This is a genomic window from Aquibium microcysteis (assembly GCF_014495845.1).
Taxonomy (GTDB): Bacteria; Pseudomonadota; Alphaproteobacteria; order Rhizobiales; family Rhizobiaceae; genus Aquibium; species Aquibium microcysteis.
Map to the genome: position 1 here is coordinate 4,420,404 of NZ_CP061080.1, position 23,116 is coordinate 4,443,519.

Annotated in this window: 19 protein-coding genes; 11 read left to right on the forward strand and 8 right to left on the reverse strand. The window is 67.4% G+C overall.

The features are described from left to right. Positions 1 to 25: 25 nt before the first annotated feature. Positions 26 to 871: an ectoine/hydroxyectoine ABC transporter substrate-binding protein EhuB gene (gene ehuB, locus IAI54_RS20720; protein ID WP_210321157.1), complete on the reverse strand. Its 846-nt coding sequence runs from the start codon at positions 869 to 871 to the stop codon at positions 26 to 28. Positions 872 to 1,079: 208 nt separating this feature from the next. On the opposite strand from ehuB, the gene IAI54_RS20725 reads away from it, so the two are divergent. Genes IAI54_RS20725 through IAI54_RS20735 form a run of 3 tightly spaced genes read left to right on the forward strand, consistent with a single transcriptional unit; the run spans position 1,080 to position 4,182 of the window. Beyond that, positions 1,080 to 2,264 (forward strand): M24 family metallopeptidase, encoded by a 1,185-nt coding sequence (locus IAI54_RS20725; RefSeq protein ID WP_187968991.1) that lies wholly within the window; start codon positions 1,080 to 1,082, stop codon positions 2,262 to 2,264. Positions 2,265 to 2,269: 5 nt separating this feature from the next. Further along, a complete protein-coding gene (argE, locus tag IAI54_RS20730) occupies positions 2,270 to 3,430 on the forward strand; it encodes an acetylornithine deacetylase (protein WP_187968992.1) in 1,161 nt (386 codons plus the stop codon). Beyond that, on the forward strand, positions 3,427 to 4,182 hold the full coding sequence (locus IAI54_RS20735) for a GntR family transcriptional regulator (protein ID WP_235679123.1): 756 nt from the start codon (positions 3,427 to 3,429) through the stop codon (positions 4,180 to 4,182). Before argE ends, IAI54_RS20735 begins: the two co-directional genes overlap by 4 nt. Positions 4,183 to 4,188: 6 nt before the next feature. On the opposite strand, the gene IAI54_RS20740 is transcribed toward IAI54_RS20735, so the two are convergent. The 4 genes from IAI54_RS20740 to IAI54_RS20755 all read right to left on the reverse strand — a co-directional run bounded on the left by IAI54_RS20740 (position 4,189) and on the right by IAI54_RS20755 (position 9,177). Continuing rightward, the gene (locus tag IAI54_RS20740; RefSeq protein WP_187968993.1) at positions 4,189 to 4,725 is read right to left on the reverse strand and encodes an aminomethyltransferase family protein; all 537 of its coding nucleotides are present in this window, start codon (positions 4,723 to 4,725) and stop codon (positions 4,189 to 4,191) included. Then, positions 4,718 to 7,570, reverse strand: coding sequence for a 2Fe-2S iron-sulfur cluster-binding protein (locus IAI54_RS20745; protein ID WP_187968994.1), 2,853 nt, complete (start codon positions 7,568 to 7,570; stop codon positions 4,718 to 4,720). Before IAI54_RS20745 ends, IAI54_RS20740 begins: the two co-directional genes overlap by 8 nt. 79 nt (positions 7,571 to 7,649) lie before the next feature. Further along, positions 7,650 to 7,913: a sarcosine oxidase subunit delta gene (locus IAI54_RS20750; RefSeq protein ID WP_187968995.1), complete on the reverse strand. Its 264-nt coding sequence runs from the start codon at positions 7,911 to 7,913 to the stop codon at positions 7,650 to 7,652. A 10-nt stretch (positions 7,914 to 7,923) separates the two neighbouring features. Beyond that, positions 7,924 to 9,177 (reverse strand): sarcosine oxidase subunit beta family protein, encoded by a 1,254-nt coding sequence (locus IAI54_RS20755; protein WP_187968996.1) that lies wholly within the window; start codon positions 9,175 to 9,177, stop codon positions 7,924 to 7,926. A 182-nt stretch (positions 9,178 to 9,359) separates the two neighbouring features. Between IAI54_RS20755 and IAI54_RS20760 the strand changes: the two genes are divergently transcribed. Next, positions 9,360 to 10,892, forward strand: coding sequence for a UxaA family hydrolase (locus tag IAI54_RS20760; protein WP_187968997.1), 1,533 nt, complete (start codon positions 9,360 to 9,362; stop codon positions 10,890 to 10,892). A 16-nt stretch (positions 10,893 to 10,908) separates the two neighbouring features. Here the strand turns inward: IAI54_RS20760 and IAI54_RS20765 are convergent, their stop codons facing one another. Beyond that, a complete protein-coding gene (locus tag IAI54_RS20765; RefSeq protein ID WP_187968998.1) occupies positions 10,909 to 12,537 on the reverse strand; it encodes a GMC family oxidoreductase in 1,629 nt (542 codons plus the stop codon). Between the two features lie 183 nt (positions 12,538 to 12,720). Between IAI54_RS20765 and IAI54_RS20770 the strand changes: the two genes are divergently transcribed. Beyond that, entirely contained in the window at positions 12,721 to 13,140 is a 420-nt protein-coding gene (locus tag IAI54_RS20770; protein WP_420838234.1) for an HIT domain-containing protein, read from the forward strand. Positions 13,141 to 13,166: 26 nt separating this feature from the next. Continuing rightward, positions 13,167 to 14,111, forward strand: a complete 945-nt coding sequence (gene nudC / locus IAI54_RS20775; RefSeq protein ID WP_187968999.1) for an NAD(+) diphosphatase — start codon at positions 13,167 to 13,169, stop codon at positions 14,109 to 14,111. Positions 14,112 to 14,127: 16 nt separating this feature from the next. On the opposite strand, the gene IAI54_RS20780 is transcribed toward nudC, so the two are convergent. Both IAI54_RS20780 and IAI54_RS20785 read right to left on the reverse strand, forming a co-directional pair. Then, positions 14,128 to 15,006: a prephenate dehydratase gene (locus tag IAI54_RS20780; protein ID WP_187969000.1), complete on the reverse strand. Its 879-nt coding sequence runs from the start codon at positions 15,004 to 15,006 to the stop codon at positions 14,128 to 14,130. Between the two features lie 2 nt (positions 15,007 to 15,008). After that, on the reverse strand, positions 15,009 to 15,743 hold the full coding sequence (locus tag IAI54_RS20785) for a 3-deoxy-manno-octulosonate cytidylyltransferase (RefSeq protein WP_187969001.1): 735 nt from the start codon (positions 15,741 to 15,743) through the stop codon (positions 15,009 to 15,011). 172 nt (positions 15,744 to 15,915) lie between these two features. Here IAI54_RS20785 and IAI54_RS20790 point away from each other — a divergent pair, with 172 nt between their 5' ends. From IAI54_RS20790 to IAI54_RS20810, 5 genes are all read left to right on the forward strand, one after another. Continuing rightward, a complete protein-coding gene (locus IAI54_RS20790) occupies positions 15,916 to 16,800 on the forward strand; it encodes a c-type cytochrome (protein ID WP_187969002.1) in 885 nt (294 codons plus the stop codon). A gap of 152 nt (positions 16,801 to 16,952) precedes the next feature. Continuing rightward, the gene (locus IAI54_RS20795; protein ID WP_187969003.1) at positions 16,953 to 18,833 is read left to right on the forward strand and encodes an extracellular solute-binding protein; all 1,881 of its coding nucleotides are present in this window, start codon (positions 16,953 to 16,955) and stop codon (positions 18,831 to 18,833) included. Positions 18,834 to 18,849: 16 nt separating this feature from the next. Continuing rightward, a complete protein-coding gene (locus IAI54_RS20800) occupies positions 18,850 to 20,763 on the forward strand; it encodes an ABC transporter substrate-binding protein (RefSeq protein ID WP_187969004.1) in 1,914 nt (637 codons plus the stop codon). Between the two features lie 68 nt (positions 20,764 to 20,831). Next, positions 20,832 to 21,932, forward strand: a complete 1,101-nt coding sequence (locus tag IAI54_RS20805; protein ID WP_187969005.1) for a microcin C ABC transporter permease YejB — start codon at positions 20,832 to 20,834, stop codon at positions 21,930 to 21,932. A gap of 1 nt (position 21,933) precedes the next feature. Further along, positions 21,934 to 23,085 (forward strand): ABC transporter permease, encoded by a 1,152-nt coding sequence (locus IAI54_RS20810; RefSeq protein ID WP_187969006.1) that lies wholly within the window; start codon positions 21,934 to 21,936, stop codon positions 23,083 to 23,085. Positions 23,086 to 23,116: the final 31 nt, after the last annotated feature.

The window sequence follows — 23,116 nt, forward strand, 5'->3', positions numbered from 1 at the left end:
ACGCCCGGCCCGCCACGCTTTCAGATCAGCGGTTGGCGCAGACCCATTCGGTGGTCTTGTCGCCGGGCAGGGAGCCTTCGCCATAGCCATATTCGGCGACCGCCTTCAGCATTTCCTCGGAACCGAGATACTCGGCCTGGGCCGCGTTGAACTTGTCGACGAAGTCCTGGTCGTCCTTGCGGAAGCCGATGCCGGCCCAGTTGAATCCCTCTTCGGGCATGGCTTCGGGATCGGTCACCTCGGCGGCGCCGCCCGAGCTGTCGGCCAGCTGCTTGACGGTGAAATAGGTGCCGGCACCGGCATCGGCGCGGCCGGCCCGCACGGCGGCGAGGATCTCGGTCGGCCCGGGCACCTGCATGATGTTGCTCTCGTTCACGCCCGCAGCCTTCGCGGCCTCGATGTTCGAATAGCCGGCGCCGGTCACCATGACCGCCTCGTTCTCAACCAGGCTTTCGTAGTTGCCGATGTTCTTCGGATTGCCCGGCGCGACGATGAAGGCGTCGCCGATCCTGGCCATCGGCTCGGAGAAGGCGATGTTCTCGCAGCGGCTCGCCAGGATGTTCATGCCGCCGGTGACGATGTCGAAGCGGCCGGCGTTGAGGCCCGGGATCAGCCCGCCCCACTCGGTCTGCACCGGCTCGATGTTGGTGTAGCCCATCTTCTCGAGCACGCCGAGGGCATGGGCGTTGACGAAGCCCTTCGGGCTGCCGTCCTCACCCGGATAGGCGAACGGAATCTCGTTGGCGAACCCGATGCGGATCGGCTCCCCGGCCTCGATCCGATCCATCAGCGGGCCGGCATTGGCCAGGGACGCTCCCATGGTCAGGGCGGCGATGCCGGTGAGCATGGTTTTCAGGAGGGCGCGTGTCATGGCAGTTATTCCTCTTTTCTGGGAATGGAAAGATAACTGGGTGTCAGGCGTCGTTGTGCACAACATCATACCATAGGCATGATCTGTCAACGGTGAATGAGCAGGAACGCTCGGTAAGCCTCTTCCATATCCCCCTGAAGATGGGGTAGATGTACACAATGATGCAAATGCCACCGACGCAGGCGACTGCGCGGTCCGAGGAGGACGCATGCCTGCAAGTCAGTTGCCCTTCAGCCCGGGCGAATATGAACGCCGCTTGACGAAGGTCCGCGCCGCCATGGCCGCGCGCGAGATCGACGTGCTCTTCATCGAGGATCCCTCCAACATGGCCTGGCTGACCGGCTATGACGGTTGGTCCTTCTACGTGCACCAGGGCGTCGTCGTCTTCCATGACCAGGACCCGATCTGGTGGGGCCGCGGCCAGGATGCGAACGGAGCGGTGCGCACGGTCTGGATGGCCGACGAGCGGGTGACGAGCTACCCCGACAACTACATCCAGTCGCCCAGGCTGCATCCGATGGAGACGCTGGCGGCGCTGCTGCGCGAGCACGGCTATGGCCGCAAGCGGATTGGCCTGGAACTGGAGAACTACTACTTCTCGGCCAAGGCCTATCTGGTGCTGCGGGAGGAATTGCCGGATGCGTCGCTGGTGGACGCGACTGCGCTGGTGAACTGGCAGCGCACGGTGAAGTCGGACGAGGAGATCGTCTTCTTGCGCCGCGCCGCGCGCATCTCGGAAAAGATCGTCGACGGCATCATGCAGCGCGTCGAGCCGGGACTGAAGAAGAACGACCTCGTGGCCGAGATCTACGGCGATGCGATCCGCGGCGTCGACGACGATTGGGGCGAGTATCCGGCCATCGTGCCGCTGCTGCCGAGCGGTTCGGACGCGGCCGCCCCGCATCTGACCTGGGACGGCCGCCGCTTCGAGGGAGGCACGGCCACCTTCTTCGAGATCGCCGGCTGCTACCGCCGCTATCACGTGCCCTTCTGCCGCACCGTCTTCCTCGGAACGCCGCCTGCCTACATGCTGGAGGCCGAAAAGGCTCTGGCGGAGGGACTGGAGGCGGGCCTCGAAGCCGCCCGCCCCGGCAATCGTGCGGGCGACGTGGCCGACGCGCTCTACCGCTCGCTGGAGAAGGCGGGCATCGAACGCGAGGGACGCTGCGGCTATCCGATCGGCATCTCCTATCCGCCGGACTGGGGCGAACGCACCATCTCCTTCCGGACCGAGGACGACACGATCCTGGAAGCGGGCATGACGTTCCACTTCATGCCGGGCCTGTGGATGAGCGACTGGGGGCTGGAGATCACCGAGAGCATCCTCGTCCGCGACGGCGGCGCGGCGGAGTGCCTGTGCAACCGCCCCCGCAAGCTCTTCGTGAAGAACTGAACGTCATGGACCTGCTGGCGCGCACGCGCGAGATCCTGGGCGAACTGATCGCCTTTCCGACGGTCTCCTCAGACAGCAATCTGGAGCTGATCACCTACGCCGCCGACCTGCTGTCGAGCGCCGGCGCGACGCTGTCCTTCACGCGCGACGAGACGGGAACGAAGGCCAATCTCTTCGCGACGCTCGGACCTGCGGGCGATGGCGGCATCGTGCTGTCCGGCCATACCGACGTGGTGCCGGTGGCCGGCCAGGACTGGACGACCGATCCCTTCGCCATGGACGAGCGGGACGGCCTGCTTTTCGGCCGCGGCGCCTGCGACATGAAGGGTTTCATCGCCTGCGTGCTGGCGATGGCGCCGCATTACGGCTCTCTCGACCTGAAGAGGCCGCTCCACGTCGCGCTGACGCATGACGAGGAAGTCGGCTGCATGGGCGCCCGGACGCTCGTGGCGGAGATCGAGCGCATGGGCCTGCGGCCCGCCGTCGCGATCATCGGCGAACCGACCTCGATGCGGGTCATCGAGGGGCACAAGGGCTGCCACGAATATACGACGGAGTTCACCGGCCTGGAGGGCCACGGCTCGCGGCCGGAACTCGGGGTGAACGCGGTCGAATATGCCGCCCGCTATATCGGCCGGCTGCTCGATCTTCGCGATGATCTCGTCGCGCGCGCTCCGGCGCGCAGCCGCTTCACGCCGCCCTGGACGACGCTTCAGGTCGGGCGGATTTCGGGCGGCGTCGCGCACAACGTCATTGCCGGCCAGTGCTCCGTCGAGTGGGAGATGCGGCCGGTCCAGCGCGGGGACGCAGACTTCGTCAAGGACGCGATGGGGGCCTATGTCGAGCGCGAGCTGAAGCCGGCGATGCGTGCGGTGTCGCCGAATGCCGACATCGTCACGCACACGGTCGGCGAGATCGCCGGCCTCGCGGTCGCGGAGGAGTCCGAGGCGCGCGACATCGTCTTCGCGCTGACGGGACAGAACGAGGCCGACGTCGTCGCCTTCGGCACGGAGGCCGGCCTCTTCCAGGCGCTGGGAATGTCCGTCGTCGTCTGCGGGCCAGGCTCGATCGACCAGGCGCACAAGCCCGACGAATATGTCGCGCTTGACCAATTGTCGGCTTGCCTGAAGATGCTCGAAGGGCTGGGCGGCACGCTGGCGGGATGATGGAAACCATAAGGAGCCTGGGAGAAGGCAGCGGCGAGCTCGGCGCGCCTGCGATCGAGGAGGGCGCGCGGCGCCGCTTCGACCGTATCTACGATACGCTGCGCATGCGCATCTGCCTGCTCGAGTATCAGCCGCTGGAACGTCTGCGCGAGGAGGATCTCGCCGCGGAGTTCAAGGTGTCTCGCACTCCGATCCGCCGCGTCCTGGTCAAGCTCGAGGCGGAGGGCCTGCTTCGCTCCGTCCACGGTGTCGGCACCTTCGTGACGGACATCGACATCCGCGGGCTCGAACAGGTCTACCAGCTGCGCGTCGAGCTTGCCGAACTCATCGGCAGGCTGGCACCGGTCAAGCCGGACGCGGCGAGGCTCGAGGCATTCCGCGACGCACTCGCCCGGTGCGAGGCCCTGGTCGCGACGCCCGAGCCGCGCGCGTTCTCGCGCCTCAACATCGACTTCTTCCATCTGCTCAACGGCCTGACCGAGAACGGGCCGCTGCGGGAGATTTCCGAGCGTCTCTACTTCCAGACCACGCGGATCTGGCTGAAGACGGCCTCGACCCTGAACCGCTTCAGCCTCATGCTGCACGAGGAGATCAGGACCTTCCACCGCGAGGTGTCCGACATCGTGGCGGCCGTCGAGATCGGCGACCTGCAGTCCGTCGGCCATATCCGGCGCGCCCATATCGCCATGAGCTTCGCGCGGCTGCGCGCCTACTCCGTGGAGCGCGGCACGAGCGATGACATCCGCGCCTGACGCGCTTCAGTCTGCGCGCGCTTCGAGCCATCGCCAGAGATAGGGGCCGAAAGGCGCTTCGACATGCAGCCGGGCGTGCTGCTCCGCGCGCCGGTAGAGGATCGTCCGGACGCCGGCGAAGAGGATCGCCGCCGAGGGACTGGATGCATCGAGATCGGCGGCGGTGCCCTCGCGGATGAGCCCGGCCATGGCCGGTCCGTCGACGTCCGCGACGAACCAGGCGTCGCCGGCCGGGCTCGCTGCCCAGCCGCCTTGCCAGCCGGACGGAAGATCGAGCGGATTCGACGCGACGAGCAGAACGCGGTCGCGGGCGATGCGCGCCGCGACGGGTTCGCCGGCCGCAACGCTCCACAGGCCGACTTCGGTGGCGGCCGGCGCATGTCTTGCGAGCGCATCACGGTAGTCGCCGCTGACTAGCACCTGAGACAGGCCTCGAACCGGCCGCGCGCGCCAGCCTTCGCGCTGGATCACGGCATCGGCCCAGCCGGGGAAGGCGGGCCATTTGGTCGCGGAATCGTGGATGGGAGACGTACCGCTAGCCATTGATCCGCGCTCCTTGCGGGTCGAAGGCGCAGACCGGCGCGATCGTCGCCCGCCGGGTCGCGCCGAGATGGACGAACTCGAGCGTCTCGCCCATGCGCGACAGCCCGCGCTCGATCAGCGCCAGCGCCACGGGACGACCGAGCACGGGGCTCTGGTAGCTCGACGTGACGAAGCCGATAGACCGCCGCGCGCCGTTCCGGGTTTCCACGGCGTGGGCGCCGGTCGGCAGCGGCGGCTCGCCGTCTGCGACCGTCAGCCCGACGCCCTGCTGCCGGTCCTCGCGCAGCGCGTTGTCGGTGAACAGCGAGCGTTTGCCGACGAACTCGCCGGAGCGCTTGTCGCGCGGGCCGGCGATGCCGAGATCCTGCGGCATGGTCGTGCCGTCGGTGTCCTTGCCGGCGATGATGTAGCCCTTCTCGGCGCGCAGCAGAAGCAGCGCCTCGGAGCCGAGCAGGACGGCGTCGAGCGAGCGCCCGGCTTCCGTGATGGCGCGGTTGAGCGCCTTTGCCGTCCCGGTCGGCACCGAAACCTCATAGGACCGGTCGCCCGTGAACGAGACGCGCGACACGCGGGCGGGTCCGCCGGCGAAGCTGCCGTCGGCGAAGCTCATATGAGGCAAGGCGTCGTCGGACAGATCGACACCGAGCCCGAGCAGCGCGACCAGATCGCGCGAGCGAGGACCGGTCGCCGTCAGGGTCGCCCATTGCGGCGTCGAATCGTGGACGAACACCTGGCGCCGGTCGAAGCGGTCCTGACGCCACTCCTCCAGCCTGAGCACGACTCCGCCGACATGGCCAGACGAGCAGGACACCACGTAGTGCTCGTCCGAGACCTTCGAGACCACGCCGTCGTCGTAGATCACCCCGCTTTCCGTCAGCATGAAGCCGTAGCGGATGCGGCCGGGCTTCAGCGTCGAGAGCGTCTGGTAGGAATTGTAGTCGACGACCGGGCCGGCCTGCGGCCCGATCACCTCGATCTTGCCGAGCGGCGAGCCGTCGAGAATGCCGACCGTCTCGCGGGCCTTCCGCGCCTCGCGCGCGATTTCAGCGGCCGGTTCGCCCCTGCCGTACCAGGCGGGCCGCAGCCAGCCGCCATATTCGCGGAAGACGGCTCCGGCCGCGCGATGTTCGTTTTCGAGCGCGAGGCGCTTCACCGGGTTCATGAATTCGCCGCGCCGCCGCCCGGCGACGACCGTGAACGGCACCGGCACGAAGGGCGGCCGATAGGTCGTCGTGCCGGTCTCCTGAATGCTGCGGCCGGTGATCACGGCCATCGCCGCCAGCCCGTTCATGTTCGAGGTCTTGCCCTGGTCGGTGGCCATGCCGAGCGTCGTGTAGCGCTTCAGGTGCTCGACGGAGCGGAAGTTCTCGCGTGCCGCCAGCGCCACGTCCTTGACCGTGACGTCGTTCTGGAAGTCGATCCACTGCCGCGCCGTGCCGCGCGGCGCGGGCCAGGCGGCGGCGATGGCATAGGTCTCGTCGGCCGTCGTGGCGCGGGGCGGTTCGCCCGCCCCGCTGCCGGCCGCATGGCCCTGCGCCAGCACCTGCGACAGCGCGAAGGCGCCATTCGCGCCACCCGCCACCGCCATGCCGGCGACGGGGCCGCCCGGGACGAAACCGGCGATCGTCTCGTCGAAGCGCAGCCCGCCCTTCGCCTGGCAGAAGAGGTGCACGGTCGGCGTGAAGCCGCCGGAGGTCAGCAGGCAATCGGCCTCGATGACGCGTCCCGAGACGGTGACCGTCGAGAGGCCGCGCGCGCCGGATACGCCGTCGATCGTCGCCTGGTGGATCACCTCCATCCCGTCGCGCAGCGCCAGCGTCCCGCGCGGCCGCGTATCGGCGATGGTCACGCGGGCTCCGGCCGCGTGCAGGGCGATCGCCGCCGCGTATGCCTTGTCGTTGTTGGTGGCCACGACGATGCGTTCGCCCGCAAGCACGCCGTGACGGCGCAAGTAGACGAGTGCGGCTTCGGCCGACATCACGCCCGGCCGGTCGTTGCCGGGGAAGACCAGCGGCCGCTCGATGGCGCCCGCGGCAACGACGATGCGTTTCGCCCGCACCTGCCACAGCGCATCGGGGAGACCGGCGCGGCGCTGCCAGACGGAGACGAGCCCATGATCGTAGAGACCGAAGGCGGTGGCGCGGGACAGCACCGTGTGCCCGTCGCCGCGCAATGCTGCGACGACGGCTGCGGCCCAGTCGAGACCGGCCATGCCGTCGATGTCGGCATGGCGATGACGCAGCGTCCCTCCCGGCGCGTCCTGGTCGTCGACCAGCATCACGCGCTCGCCCGCCTGGGCCGCGGAACGTGCGGCGGCGAGCCCCGCCGGCCCCGCCCCGACCACCAGCACGTCGCAGCGAAGGTTGATCGAGGGACTGTCGGCCGGGGGTTCATGCGCCGGGTCGAGCCGCCCGAGCCCGGCCATGGCGCGGATGCGCGGCTCGAACAGGTGCCAGTCTGGCCACAGGAAGGTCTTGTAGTAGAAGCCGGCGGGGATGAAGGCGGCGAAGCGGTCGAGGAAGCCGGCACGGTCGACTTCGGCGCTCGGCGCTGCGTTCACCGATCGCACCGCCATCCCGTCGGCGAGCGGTTCGGACGTGGCGCGGATGTTGGGCGTGGTGCGGCCGGCCAGCGTCACGTCGACGATGGCATTGGGCTCCTCCGCGCCGGCGCCGACGATGCCGCGCGGGCGATGATACTTGAAGCTGCGGCCGACGACGCGGACGCCGGCGGCGAGCAGCGCCGAGGCGATCGTGTCGCCCTCGATGCCACTGAGCGGCTTGCCGTCGAAGGTGAAGGAGAGGGGGCGGCCTGCGCTGTGCTCGGAGACGCGGCGGGCGGTCATGGGTGGACCTCGCGCAACGGCGCTCTACGGCGCCCCGCCCGGCAGGGCAGAGGGGGGCGTGACGGAGCGATCGGTCTCATCAAAGGTCGCTCCCCAAGGCCATCGACCCCGTCACCGCATGGCTCACCGTGTCCCGCTCCAACGCGAAGAACTCGCCGCAGGTGACGTGCAGCCAGATCTCGCGCGTCGGACCCTTGGGGTTGTCCTTCATGTAGAGGTATTTCGCCCAGCGCTCCGCGCTGACCTCTGCCGCCGGTTCGGGCCGGGTCTTGCCGGCCTCGGTGGCGAACTGGAATTCCGTCTCGTCGCGCGGCCCGCAGAAGGGACAGGTGAACAGCTGCATCGTCAGGTCCTCAATGCGCGATGCCGGAACCGGCCGCCTCGTCCACCAGCCGTCCGGTGACGAAGCGGTCGAGATCGAAGGGGCGGCTGATGGCGTGGTGGCTTCCCGTCGCCATCAGATGGGCAAGCAGCCAGCCGCCGGCGGGGATGGACTTGAAGCCGCCGGTGCCCCAGCCGCAATTGAGATAGAGGCCGGCCAGCGGCGAAGGACCGATGAGCGGCGAGGAATCCGGCACCACGTCGACGTTGCCGGCCCATTGCCGCAGCATCTTCAGCTGGCCGAAGGAGGGGAACATCTCCAGCATGCCCGACAGCACGGTGCGCTGCATCGGCGGGTTGCCGCGCTGGGCATAGGAGGGCACCCGGTCGAGTCCGCCGCCGACCACGATCTCGCCCTTGTCCGACTGGAACAGATAGGTGCCGGTGCCCATGTAGAGCACGACTGTGTCGAGGCAGGGCTTCACCGGCTCCGACACCATCGCCTGCAGCGAATAGGACTGGATCGGCAGCCGGAATCCGGCCTTTGCGGCCAGCACGCTGGAATGCCCGGCGACCGCGAGCCCGACCGTCCCCGCCCGGATCGTGCCGCGTGTCGTCTCGACGCCTGCGCAGCGACCGTTCTCGACGAGGAAATCCGTCACCTCGCAATCCTGGATGATGTCGACGCCGAGGCCGTCGGCGGCCCGTGCGTAGCCCCAGGCGACCGCGTCGTGCCGGGCGACGCCGGCGCGTCCCTGCCAGACGGCGCCGAACACCGGATAGCGCGCGCGCGGGTCGCGGTTGAGCAGCGGCGCCTTGTCGAAAGCCTGCGCCGGCGTCAGCAGTTCGGCGTCGGTGCCGTTGATCTGCATGGCGTTGACCGTGCGCGACGCGATCTCCATCTCGCCCTCGGAATGGGCGACGGTGAGGACGCCGCGCTGCGAGAACATGATGTTGTAGTTCAGCTCCCGTCCGAGCCCCTCGTAGAGCTTCAGCGCGAAGTCGTAGAGCGCGACGCTTTCCGGGTAGAAGTAGTTGGAGCGGATGGTGGTGGTGTTGCGGCCGGTGTTGCCGCCGCCGAGCCATGCCTTCTCGATCACCGCCACACGGCGCATGCCGTGGTTCTTCGCAAGGTAGTAGGCCGTCGCCAGCCCGTGACCGCCGCCGCCGATGATGACGGCGTCGTAGGCGGATTTCGGCTCGGGCGAACGCCAGGCCTGCTGCCAGCCGCCATGGCCGCGCAGACCTTCCTTCGCCAGCGTCCAGGCCGAATAGCGGCGCGTCAATCGACATCTCCGATCATGTTCGGCCACCTGTCTACACGCCGCCGAGCCAGGCACAAAGCCGGGCCTGCGACACGAACGTTAGCCGGAGCGTCGGCACGATGGCACAACGGGGTGCTTTTCTGTAAACCGGAGCCGACCGACGTGCCGGCGAGGAGGCCGGCCGACAGAGGGAGAGGGAAGCCATGCAAGCCACCCAGAGCGCCGCGCGGACGCTGCGGCTGTCCGAGGAAGACAATATCGTCGTCGCCGCAGCCCGGATCGAATCCGGCGCGGAGATCGCGCCGGGGCTCGTCGTGCGCGAACGAATTCCCTTCGGCCACAAGATCGCCGCCCGGCCGATCGCGAACGGCGAGGCGGTGGTCAAGTTCGGGCAGATCATCGGCTTCGCGTCGACGCCGATCGAAGCCGGCGACTGGGTTCACGAGCACAATGTCGCGATGCACGACTTCGCCCGCGACTACCGCTATGCCGAGGCCGCGCGGCCCGAGAACGTGCTGCCGGTCGAGGAGCAGGCGACGTTCCAGGGCTTCCGCCGTGCCAACGGCAGGTCCGGCACGCGCAACTATGTCGGCATCCTGACGTCCGTGAACTGCTCCGCCTCCGTCGCCCGCTTCGTGGCGGAGGCGGCGACGCGTTCCGGCATGCTGGAGGAGTTCGGCAATGTCGACGGCGTGGTCTCCTTCACCCACGGCACCGGCTGCGGCATGGCGGGTTCGGGCGAGGGCTTCGAACTGCTGAAGCGCACGCAGTGGGGCTATTCGGCCAATCCGAACCTCGGCGGCGTGCTGCTCGTCGGGCTCGGCTGCGAGGTCTTCCAGATCGGCCGGATGAAGCAGCTCTACGGCATCGAGGAGAGCGAAACCTTCCGCACCATGACCATCCAGGACTCGGGTGGCACGAGGAAGACCATCGAGCAGGGCCTGGAGCGGATCCGCGACATGCTGGTCGTGGCGAACAGGGCTGAACGCGAGACGATTTCGGCCTCCGAACTGACGCTCGCGCTCCAGTGCGGCGGCTCCGACGGCTATTCCGGCATCACGGCAAACCCCGCACTCGGCGTCGCCGCCGACATCCTGGTCCGCAATGGCGGCACGGCGATCCTGTCCGAAACGCCCGAGATCTACGGCGCCGAGCACCTGCTGACCCGCCGGGCCAAGAATCGCGAAGTCGGCGAGAAGCTGGTCGAGCGGATCCGCTGGTGGGAGGAATACACCGCGCGCAACGGCGGCGAGATGAACAACAACCCTTCGCCGGGCAACAAGGCCGGCGGGCTCACCACCATCCTGGAGAAGTCGCTCGGCGCGGCTGCCAAGGGCGGGTCGACGACGTTGAACGCGGTCTATGAATATGCCGAGCCGGTGACGGAAAAGGGCTTCGTCTTCATGGACACGCCGGGTTACGACCCGGTCTCGGCGACGGGACAGGTGGCCGGCGGGGCCAACATGCTCTGCTTCACCACCGGCCGCGGCTCCGCCTATGGCTGCAAGCCGGTCCCCTCGATCAAGCTCGCCACCAACACGCCCATGTACGAACGCATGAAGGACGACATGGACATCAATTGCGGCGACATCCTCGACGGCGTTTCCGTGCGCGAGAAGGGCGAGGCGATCTTTTCCGAGATCCTCGCCGTCGCTTCCGGCAAGCGGACGAAGTCCGAGGAACTGGGGTACGGCGATTCGGAGTTCGTGCCCTGGCAGATCGGCGCGGTGATGTGAGGCCGCGCCTGCCGGCTCAGCCGCGCGCCTTAGCGTCCTCGAGCATCATCCCGGCACCCTTGTCGGCGATCATGATGGTGGGCGAGTTGGTGTTGCCGGAGGTGATGGTGGGCATGGCCGACGCGTCGATGACGCGCAGGCCGGAGACGCCACGCACCCGCAGGCGCTCGTCGAGCACCGCCATGCGGTCGCCGTCGATGCCCATCCGCGCCGTGCCGACCGGGTGGAAGATCGTCGTGCCGAGGTCGCCCGCCGAGACCAGCATCTCCTCGTCGGTCCGGATGTGGGCGCCGGGCTTGTACTCCTCCGGCCGGAACGGCTCGAGCGCCTTCTGTGAGACGATCCGCCGCGCCCACTTGAGCGAATCGACCGCCACCTGCCGATCCTCCTCGGTCGAGAGATAGTTCGGCCGGATCTGCGGCGCGTCCGCGACCTCCGAACCGGAGACGTGGATCGAGCCGCGCGAGGACGGGCGCAGATTGCACACACTGGCGGTGAAGGCCGGGAACGGGTGCAGCCCGTCGCCCCATTTGTCCAGCGACAGCGGCTGGAAGTGGAACTCGAGATTGGCGGTCTCGTAGTGCGGCGCCGACTTCACGAAGGCACCGACCTGCGAAGGCGCCATGGTGAGCGGCCCGCGCCGGCGCAGCGCGTAGTTCACGCCCATCATCGCCCTGCGAAAGAGGTTGGCGTACATGTCGTTGAGCGTCGTGATGCCGGTGACCTTGTAGATCGGCCGGATCTGCAGGTGATCCTGGAGATTCTCGCCGACGCCCGGCAGATGCACCAGCGTCTCGATGCCATGTGCGGAAAGCCGCGCGCCGTCGCCGATGCCGGAACGCTCCAGGATTCCGGGCGAGGCCACGGCGCCGGCCGACAGAACGATCTCGCCGCGCGCGGTCGCCCGCGCCGGCCGGCCGTCCTTCAGGTAGACCACCGCGCGGGCCCGTCCGTCGACGATCTCGACACGGTCGACCAGTGCGCCGGTCTCGACCGTCAGGTTCGGTCGCGACAGCGCGGGCCTGAGGAAGCCGCGCGCGGCCGACCAGCGCCGGCCCATCTTCTGGTTCACATGGAAGTAGGACGAGCCGGTGTTGTCGCCGGCATTGAAGTCGTCGATCTTGGCGATGCCTGCCTGCTCCGCGGCGTCGCGGATGCGGTCGAGCACGTCCCAGCGCAGGCGGGGATGTTCGACCCGCCACTCCCCGCCGCGACCGTGCAGGCCGTTGGGCGGATTGGCGTGATCCTCGTGGCGCATGAAGACGGGCAGAACGTCGTCCCAGCCCCAGCCGGTCAGGCCCATCTGGCGCCAGCCGTCATAGTCGCGCGCCTGGCCGCGCATGTAGATCATGGCGTTGATGGCGGAGGATCCGCCCAGGACCTTCCCGCGGGGATAGGGCAGCGAGCGGCCGTTGAGGCCCGGTTCGGGCTGGGTGGAGAACAGCCAGTCGGCGCGCGGATTGCCGATGGCGAAGAGATAGCCGACGGGGATGTGGAACCAGATCCAGTTGTCCCGCCCGCCACCTTCCAGCAGCAGCACCCGGTTCTTCGGATCGGCCGACAGCCGGTTGGCGAGGACGCAGCCGGCCGAACCGGCTCCAGCGATGACGTAGTCGTACTCGGCGGCGCTCGTCTCTCCCGGCATCGTCCCCTCCCGCGGAATGCAGCGCGGCGTTTTGCGCGCGTGCGTGATCTTCTTTAGCCAAGGCCACGGCCGCTTGCCCACCCTTTTCGGTGAAGAGCGGAATTGCGCCGGCTCCTGCCGACGTTTGGCCCTTGCGACGGTGGGGCCAGCATTCTAGCCTTCGATCGAATCCAGGGGAAACGCGTGCTGAAGAACCATGGGAAGGGCGTCGTTCTCGACCGCCGCCTCGACAACGACACCGAGCCGGTGACGTGGCTCGGCCTGTGCGAACTGCGCATCATGAACGACCGGCGCTGGCCATGGCTGATCCTGGTTCCCCAGCGCCCGGACATGGAGGAACTGCACGACCTCACCCCGCTCGATCAGGCGATGCTCACCTTCGAGATCAATCTCGTCGGCGAGGCGCTGAAGCGGATCACGGGCTGTACGAAGATCAACACGGGCGCACTGGGAAACGTCGTGCGCCAGCTCCACGTCCACGTCGTGGCGCGCAGCGAGGGCGACCCCAACTGGCCGGGCCCCGTCTGGGGCCATGGCGCGCGCGAGCCCTGGTCGCGCGAGGACCTCTATCGTTTCGCCGAGCAGATTCGCGCCGCACTCTGACCCGGCTCATCCAGAAGGCATCTCAAATGAGCTTCCCCCTGTTCGACGCGCCCGAGCGCGAGCCGAGCCACTTCGTCGGCTTCGCCGGCAACGTGATCGACCGCCTTTCGGAGAACCGGAGCGACGACTGCGTCGAGACCGCGCTGGCCGACCCGGCCTGCCGCGTGATGCTCATGCGCGGCGGCCGCATGCATCTGCGGCAGGAGAATGCGGGCTTCGAAGGCTATATGAGCGTGAGCCAGGCGCAGGCGCTGGCGGCGAAGCTGGAGCACGCCGTGCTGCTCGGCTGGGACGGGGCGGTTCCGGTGCTGGCCGCGCCGGCCGCACTGGAGCCGGAGGCGCTTCCCGAGGGAATGAAGGCGATCGACTATCGATCGATCTATGCCCAGGGGCTGCTGGGGGACGATACGCTCGGCGCGCTCGCGCAGGGTGCGGCGCTGCTCGGATGGCACCAGACCCACCGCTTCTGCGGCCGCTGCGGCGGCGCCACGCAGATGCGCGCGGGCGGCTACAAGCGCAAATGCGAGGCCTGCGGCGCCGAGCATTTTCCGCGCACCGATCCCGTCGCGATCATGCTCGCGGTCACGAAGGACCGGTGCCTGATGGGCCGCAGCCCGCATTTCGCGCCCGGCATGTATTCCTGCCTCGCGGGCTTCATCGAGCCTGGCGAGACGATCGAGGCGGCGGTGCGCCGCGAGACCTTCGAGGAAGCCGGCATCCGGGTCGGCCGCGTGGTCTACCACGCCAGCCAGCCCTGGCCTTTCCCCTATTCGCTGATGATCGGCTGCTTCGGCGAGGCCGTCTCGCACGAGATCGATGCCGACCGCACGGAACTCGAGGACTGCCGCTGGTTCACCCGCGAGGAGACCCGGGCGATCCTGTCGCGCAGTCATCCGGAAGGCATCACGGCGCCGCCGCCGATGGCGATCGCGCACCATCTCATCAAGGCGTGGGCCGAGGCGGAGGGCTGAGGTCCGCCGCGCCGGCCTATTCCTCCTCGTCCTCCGACTGGGTCGAGCGGAAGGGATGCGCCTCGTAGACGCCGAGGATGCGGACCTCGCGCGAGAAGAAATGCAGTTCCTCCAGCGCCAGCTTGACGTTGCGATCGTCGGGATGGCCCTCGATGTCGGCATAGAACAGCGAGGAGAAGAACTTGCCGCCGAGCTGGTAGCTCTCCAGCTTGGTCATGTTGACGCCGTTGGTGGCGAAGCCGCCCATCGCCTTGTAGAGCGCGGCCGGCACGTTGCGGACGCGGAAGATGAAGGTCGTCATCATCCGCTGAGCCGTCCCGGTGCGCTCGGTCCAGCGCTTCGTCTTCGACAGGACGATGAAGCGGGTGACGTTGTTCTCGGAATCCTCGACGTTCTCGGCCACGATGTCGAGGCCGTAGAGCTGCGATGCGAGCCGCGGTGCCAGAGCCGCGTTGGCGCGCTGCCCCTCCTGAGCGACGAGCCGTGCCGCACCCGCCGTGTCGCCGGCGACGACCGGCTTCCAGCGGTGCTTGCGGATGACCTTGCGGCACTGGCCGAGCGCGTGGATATGGCTGTAGACCGCCTTGATCTCCTCGATCTTCACGCCCGGCAGGACCATCAGCTGGAAATGGATCGGCAGGAAGTACTCGCCGACGATGTGCAGCTTCGAGTCCGGCAGCAGATGGTGGATGTCGGCGACGCGCCCGGCGATCGTGTTCTCGATCGGGATCATCGCGAGATCCGCCTTGCCGGTCTCCACCGCGTTGAAGGCGTCCTCGAAGGTGGCGCAGGGCAGCGGCTCCATGTTGGGAAACATGTTGCGGCAGGCGGTGTCGGAATTGGCGCCCGGCTCGCCCTGGAAGGAGATCCGGTTGGTCCTGGAAGTGTTCGGCATTCTTATCGTCCCTGCGCGAGCAGGCGGCGCGCCCGCTCGAGTTCATCCTGAGTGTCGACGCCGAGCGGCACCGTATCCACGATTCGCGCGTCGATGCGCATCCCCGCCTCCAGCGCCCTCAGCTGCTCGAGCTTCTCGCGCTTTTCGAGCGGGGAGGCCGGCAGCGACACGAACCGCTCCAGCGCCGCGCGGCGATAGGCGTAGAGGCCGACGTGATGGTACAGCGGGCCATCGCCCCAGGGCGCGGTGGCGCGGGTGAAGTAGAGCGCGCGCAGCCGTCGCTCGCCGTGCGGCGACCCGACGATCTTGACCACGTTGGGGTTGGTCTTCTCCTCCTCGCGGACGATCTCGACGCCGAGCGTGGCGATCTGCACCTCGCTCTCGGCAAGGGGCTCGAGAGCCGCGCCGATGACGGCGGGATCGATGGTGGGCAGGTCGCCCTGGACGTTGACCACGAACTCGACGTCTCCTGCTGCATCGAGCGCGGTCAGCGCCTCGTGGACGCGATCCGACCCCGAAGGATGGTCGGCGCGGGTCATCACCGCTTCGAAACCATGCGCGCGCACGGCCTGCAGCACCTCGTCGCTGTCGGTCGCCACGACCGTGCGGCCGAGGCCGCTGGCCGCGGCCCGCTCGGCCACGTGCACGATCATCGGCCGGCCGTGGATGTCGGCCAGCGGCTTGCCGGGAAGGCGCGTCGCGGCCATCCGCGCGGGGATCAGGATGAGGACGGACATGCTCGTTCGGGCAGGGCGGCAGGTGTCAAAAGGTCTCACTCGGAGCGGCCCTTATAGGAGTTGCATCGTCGGAGCAAAAGACCTAGTTTCCGCGCGAATTTGACCGGCTCCGCCCGGTCGGAACAATGGCGCGTGGCCGGCGCCTGCCACCGCCTTCGGGAGCTTCTGGTCTATGGATTCCTTCGAACTCAACAAACTCCTCGGCGGCCTGCTCGGCGCTGTCTTCGTCGTGTTCTCGATCTCGCTCGCGTCGGACGCGATCTTTTCGAGCCCGGCGCCGGAGACACCCGGCTATGCCATTGCGGTTGCCGAGCCGGAGGAGGGCGCTTCCGGTCCGGCCGAACCCGAGGAGGAGCCGATCGCCGTGCGGCTGGCCTCGGTCGACATCGCCAAGGGCGAGACCCTGTTCGGACGCTGCTCGGCCTGCCATACGGTGGAGAGCGGCGGAGCCAACAAGGTCGGCCCGAACCTCTGGGACATCGTCAACCGGCCCATCGCCAGCCATGAGGGCTTCGCCTATTCGGGTGCGATGAAGGAATTCTCCGAGGGCGGCACCGTCGTCTGGGACTACGACCACCTCGACCATTTCATCGCTTCGCCCAAGGGCCTCGTCCGCGGCACCGCGATGGGCTTTGCCGGCCTGAAGAACCCGCAGGACCGCGCCGACATCATCGCCTATCTGCACACGCTGTCGGACAATCCCGCACCGCTGCCGGAGGCGGAAGCCGCCGCGGCGCCCGAGGCGCCTGCCGCCGAGGCTCCGGCAGCCGAAGCGCCCGCCGCCGTCGAACCGGCCGCGCCCGAGGCGCCGGCTGCTGAGGCGCCCGCGACGGAAAATGCGGCTCCGGCTGCTCCCGAGGCAGCACCCGCTCCGGCCGCTCCCGAGGCCGCACCCGCCCCGGCCGCCATCGAGCCGGCCCCGGCTCCTGCTGCCCCGGCCGCCGGTGAGGCGGCTCCTGCTGCGCCCGCGGAGGAACCGGCGACCCCCGTCGCCCCGGCCACCGAAACGCCCGTCATCGAGCGTCCGGCCGAAGGTGCTGCGCCCGCCGCGCAGTAACCTGACGAAATCGTAATCGCATCACCATGAAAAAGCCGGGTTCCGCCCGGCTTTTTTTGTTACCCTCCGAACCTTGCCGGACGGGCGGGGTTTCCGTCCGGACCGGAAGACCTAGCTCTGGACGAAGGAAGCCTCCCAACGTGAGAACCGGAATGCTGCAGACGAAACCTTTCGCCGCCGCCCTCCTTTCCCTGTTCCTGGCTGCTCTGCCCGCCTCCGCGTCCGCGCAGACCGCCGACGGCAAGTGGCGCACCACGGCTTCCCTGATCGGCGAGTCGAAGTATTCCGCCGGCTTCCAGCGCTACGACCACGTCAATCCCGAAGCACCCAAGGGCGGAACGCTGAACACCGTGACGTCCGGCGGTTTCGATTCGTTCAATCCCTTCATCGTTCGCGGTACCGCGGCTGCGGGATTCACGCAGGCCGGCGGCCTCCTGTGGGACACGCTGATGGACCAGTCGATCGACGAGCCGAGCACCAGCCATCCGCTGATCGCAGAGGCATTCCGGTATCCGGACGACTATTCCTCGGCCACCTACCGGCTGAATCCGGCAGCGCGCTGGCACGACGGGAAGCCGATCACCGCGCAGGACGTGGTGTGGAGCTTCGGCAAGCTGAAGGAGATCAGTCCGTTCTTCAACCGCTACTTCGCCAACGTGACCGGCGCCGAGGCGGTGGGCGAGCGCGAGGTGCTCTTCACCTTCGACCAGACCGGCAACCGCGAGCTTCCGCTGATCCTCGGCGACATGCCGGTGCTGCCGCAGCACTGGTGGGAAGGCACCGACGCCGGCGGCAAGCCGCGCGACATCACGCAGCCGACGCTCGAAAAGCCGCTCGGCTCCGGTGCCTATCGAATCGCCAGCTTCAAGCCGGGCTCCGAAATCATCTGGGAGCGCGTCGAGGATTACTGGGCGAAGGATCTGCCGGTAAACGTCGGGCGCAAGAACTTCGACCGACGCCGCTACGTCTACATCCAGGACGAGAACGCCGAGTGGCAGGCCTTCATCAAGGGCGGGCTCGAAGACATGCGTCCTGAAAACAGTTCGCGTCGCTGGCACACCGAGTACAATTTTCCGGCCATGGAGGCGGGCGACGTCGTGAAGGCCGTGTTTCCGACCGAGCACGGGGAGGCCATGCAGGCTTTCGTGCTCAACCTGCGGCGGCCTCAGTTCCAGGACCGGCGGGTGCGTGAGGCGCTGACCTGGGCGCTCGATTTCGAGAGCATGAACCGCAACCTGTTCTACAATTCCAACACCCGCACCGACTCCTATTTCGAAGGCGGAGAACTCGCGTCCTCCGGGTTGCCGGAGGGTCGCGAACTGGAGATCCTCGAGCCATTCCGCGAGCAGCTTCCGCCGGAACTGTTCAAGGAGGAATTCAAGCTGCCCGTCTACGACTCGCCGCAGGCCGAGCGGGAGAACCTGCGCGAGGCGGTGCGTCTCTTCCGGGAGGCCGGCTGGACCATCAAGGGCGGCAAGCTCGTCAACGACAAGGGCGAGCAGTTCCGGATCGAATTCCTCGGGCGCGGCCCGACCGACGAGATCATCACCGGCTCCTACATCGCCAACCTGCGCAAGATCGGCATCGACGCATCGCTGCGGATCATCGATCCGGCGCAGTACGTGAACCGCTACCGCGCCTTCGATTTCGATTCGCTGACCGGGCAGTTCGCGCAGTCGCTGTCGCCCGGCAACGAGCAGCGCGAATTCTGGGGTTCGGAAGCCGCGGACCAGCCCGGATCCCGCAACCTCATCGGGATCAAGGATCCGGTGGTGGACGCGCTCGTCGACAGGATCATCTTCGCGACCGACCGTGAGGAACTGGTGGCCGCGACGCGCGCGCTCGACCGCGTCCTGCTGTGGAACTACTACGTGGTGCCGCAATGGCACCGGCCGGAGATCTGGCTCGCCTACTGGGACAAGTTCGGCATGCCCGAGACCCAGCCGGCCTATGCCGGCGTCGACATCGATTCCTGGTGGGTCGATCCCGAGAAGGAAGCGGCGCTGGCCGCCAAGTACCTCAGCCAGAACTGACCGCGGAGCAAAGACCATGATGGGCGGAGCGTCTCGTCGTGACTTCCTGAAGGCAACGGGCGCCACTGCCGTGGCGCCGTTTCTTCCAACCTTCGCGGGCGCGCTGGCCGGCGTGCCGCTGCTGGCGCGCGAGGCCTTCGCGCAGGTCGCGGCCGAAACGCCGCTCCATGGAATCTCGCCCTTCGGCGAGCTGAAGTACGGACCCGATTTCGCGCATTTCGACTATGTCGATCCCGCGGCGCCCAAAGGCGGACGCATCGTGACGCAACTGGCCCAGTGGTCGCTCAACCAGGCTCCGGACACATTCGACACGCTCAACGCCTACGTGCTGCGCGGAACCGGGGCCGCCGGCATGGACCTGACGTTTGCTACGCTGCTGGCCGGGTCGGCCGACGAGATGGGCGCCTACTATGCCTACGCCGCCGAAACGGTCACGCTCGGGGAAGACCGGTTGACCTGGCGCTTCCGGCTACGCCCCCAGGCGGTCTTCCACGACGGAACGCCGATCACGGCCGACGACGTGGTATTCTCGCTGGAGACGCTCCGCGACGAGGGGCACGCGAATCTCGCGAGCACGCTGCGGCAGATCGAGGCGATCGAAGCGCCGGACGACCGTACGATCTCCGTACGCCTGTCTCCGCTCGCAGGCATCTCGACCGTGTTCACCGTCGCGGCGGGCTGCCCGATCATGTCGCGCGCCTGGTGGGAAGGGCGAACCTTCGATGCCACGCTGTCGGAAGGACCTCTGGGCTCCGGCCCCTACAAGGTGGGGCGCTTCAATCTCGGTACCTTCATCGAGTTCGACAGGATCGTGGACGGCTGGGCCGCGGATCTGCCGGTCATGCGCGGCCGGTTCAATTTCGATCGCATCCGCTATGACTATTTCCGGGACCGGAACGCCTCCTTCGAAGCCTTCAAGGCCGGGATCATCCTGTTTCGCGAGGAGTTCACCTCCCGCAACTGGGCCAACGACTACAATTTCCCCGCGATTCGCGATGGCCGGGTCAAGACCGACGAAGTGCCCGATGAGACGCCTTCGGCGGGACAGGCCTGGTTCTTCAACACGCGGCGGCCGAAATTTTCCGACGCGAGGGTCCGCAAAGCCATCGCGCTGCTGTTCGACTTCGAGTGGACGAACAAGAACATCATGTTCAATTCGTTCGAGCGCTCGATGTCCTTCTACGAGATGACCGAGCACAAGGCGCAGGGCCGTCCGGACGCGGAGGAACTGGCGCTGCTCGAACCGTTCCGCGAGAGCCTGCCGGAGGCGGTCTTCGCAGAGCCCTTCGTGCCGCCGGTCAGCGACGGTTCGGGGCGGATTCGCGAACGCCAGCGCGACGCCATCGCGATGCTGGAAACCGCGGGATGCACACGGCAGGGCGGGAAGATCGTGCTGCCTTCGGGCGAACCCCTGACGATCGAGTTCCTCAACAACAGCCAGACCTTCGAGCCGCACCACAACGCCTTCATCCGCAACCTCCAGCAGATCGGCATCGATGCCAGCTACCGGCTCGTCGATGCTTCGCAATACTCCTTGCGGACGCGGCAGTTCGACTTCGACATGATCGTCGCCCGGCACTCCATGGCCCCCTATCCGAGCCGCGGCATCCGGCAATCCTTCGGATCCGAGAGCGCGAATGCCCCGGGATCCCTGAACATGGCGGGTGTGGCGCATCCGGCCGTGGATGCCCTGCTCGATAGGATCGTCGCCGCGAAAAGCTGGGAGGAATTCAGGACCGCCAACAGGGCGCTGGACCGGATCCTGCGCGCCGAGCACTATTACGTGTTCCAGTGGTACAAGCCGACGCGGTGGCTCGCCTACTGGGACCATTACGACCGGCCGCCGGTGGCGCAGCGGTTCGGCATCGGCGTCCTCGATACATGGTGGACACGCCCGGACCGCATCGACGCAACCGGCATGACCGGATAACGTACGATTCGCATGATACCGCTCGGCCAGCCTCGACCTTCGCGCGACTCGAAATCCGGACAGACTTGATGGGCGCCTATATCCTCCGACGCCTCCTCCTCATGATCCCGACGCTCTTCGGCATCATGGCCATCTCCTTCACCGTCATACAGTTCGCGCCGGGCGGGCCGGTGGAGCAGGTCATCGCGCGCATATCGGGGCAGGCCGGCGATGCGGCCGACCGGATTTCAGGCGGCGGTACTGATTCGGCGGGGCAGAATTTCGATGCCAGCGGCGAGATCACGTCGAAGTACCGGGGTGCACAGGGACTCGATCCGGAATTCATCAAGCAGCTCGAGGTTCAGTTCGGTTTCGACAAGCCGCCGCTCGAGCGCTTCTTCGGCATGCTGTGGGACTATGCGCGCTTCGATTTCGGCGAGAGCTTCTTCCGCGACATTTCGGTGCTGGCGCTGATCCTGGAGAAGATGCCGGTCTCCATCTCGCTCGGGCTCTGGCTGACGCTGATCTCCTACGCCATCTCGATCCCGCTCGGCATCCGCAAGGCGGTGAAGGACGGCTCGACCTTCGATGTGTGGACCAGCGGCGTCATCATCGTCGCCTACGCGATCCCGAGCTTCCTGTTCGCCATCCTGCTTCTGGTGCTCTTCGCGGGCGGATCGTTCTGGGATTTCTTCCCGCTTCGCGGCCTGACGTCGGACAACTGGGACCAGCTGTCGCTCGGCGGCAAGATCCTCGACTATTTCTGGCACCTCGCGCTGCCGCTGACGGCCATGGTGCTGTCGGCCTTCGCGACGACCACGCTGCTGACGAAGAACTCGTTCCTCGAGGAAATTCGCAAGCAATACGTCATCACCGCGCGGGCGAAGGGCCTGTCGGAGCGGCAGGTGCTCTACCGCCACGTCTTCCGCAACGCGATGCTGATCATCATCGCCGGCTTCCCCGGCGCCTTCATCTCGGCCTTCTTCACCGGCTCGCTGCTGATCGAGAACATCTTCTCCCTCGACGGGCTGGGGCTGCTCGGTTTCCGCTCGGTGCTGGACCGCGACTATCCCGTCGTCTTCGCCAACCTCTACATCTTCTCGCTGATCGGGCTGGTCGTGGCGCTGATCTCGGACCTTACCTACACCTGGATCGATCCGCGGATCGACTTCGAGCGCAGGGAGGTCTGAGGTGTCGGAGGTCATCCTGAAGGGCGAGGTCGAGCGCGTGCGGTCGCGCACGCGCCGCCCGTTCCTGTCGCCGCTCAACCAGCGCCGCTGGCAGAACTTCAAGGCCAACCGCCGCGGCTACTGGTCGCTGTGGATCTTCCTCGTCCTGTTCGTCCTGTCGATGCTGGCCAACGTCATCGCCAACGACAGGCCGATCATGGCCTCCTACAACGGCGAACTGCTGTTCCCGGTTCTCGTCGACTATCCGGAGGAGAAATTCGGCGGTTTCCTGGCCGTCACCGACTATCGCGACCCGGTGATCCACGAGGAGATCGAGGCCAATGGCTGGATCCTCTGGCCGCCGGTCCGCTATTCCTACCGCACGGTCAACAACGAGATTCCCGAGGCCGCGCCGGCGAAGCCCTCGTGGATGTACGACCGCGAGACGCGCTGCCAGCGCTACCCGCTCGGCGCCGACGACCCGGCCTGCACCATCGGCAACTGGAACTGGCTCGGCACCGACGACCAGACCCGCGACGTGCTCGCCCGCGTCATCTACGGCTTCCGCATCTCGGTGCTGTTCGGCCTGGCTCTCACGCTGTGCTCGGCCGTCATCGGCGTGACCGCCGGTGCCATCCAGGGCTATTTCGGCGGCTGGACCGACCTGATCTTCCAGCGTTTCATCGAAATCTGGTCGTCGATCCCCGTTCTCTACCTGCTCCTGATCATCGCCGCCGTGCTGCCGCCGGGCTTCTTCATCCTGCTCGGCATCATGCTGCTGTTCTCCTGGGTCGGCTTCGTCGGCGTGGTGCGCGCGGAGTTCCTGCGCGCCCGCAATTTCGAATATGTCAACGCCGCGCGGGCGCTGGGCGTGCCGAATCGCACCATCATGTTCCGCCACCTGCTTCCCAACGCGATGGTGGCGACGCTGACCTTCCTGCCCTTCATCCTCAACGGCTCGATCACGACGCTGACCTCGCTCGACTTCCTCGGCTTCGGCCTGCCGCCGGGCTCGGCGTCGCTGGGGGAACTGCTCAAGCAGGGCCAGAACAACCTCAACGCCCCCTGGCTCGCCATCTCCGGCTTCGTGGTGATCTCGCTGATGCTGTCGCTGCTGATCTTCATCGGCGAGGCGACGCGCGACGCCTTCGATCCGAGGAAGACGTTCCGGTGAGCCAGGTCATGTGGTATAGATCGAGGGATTT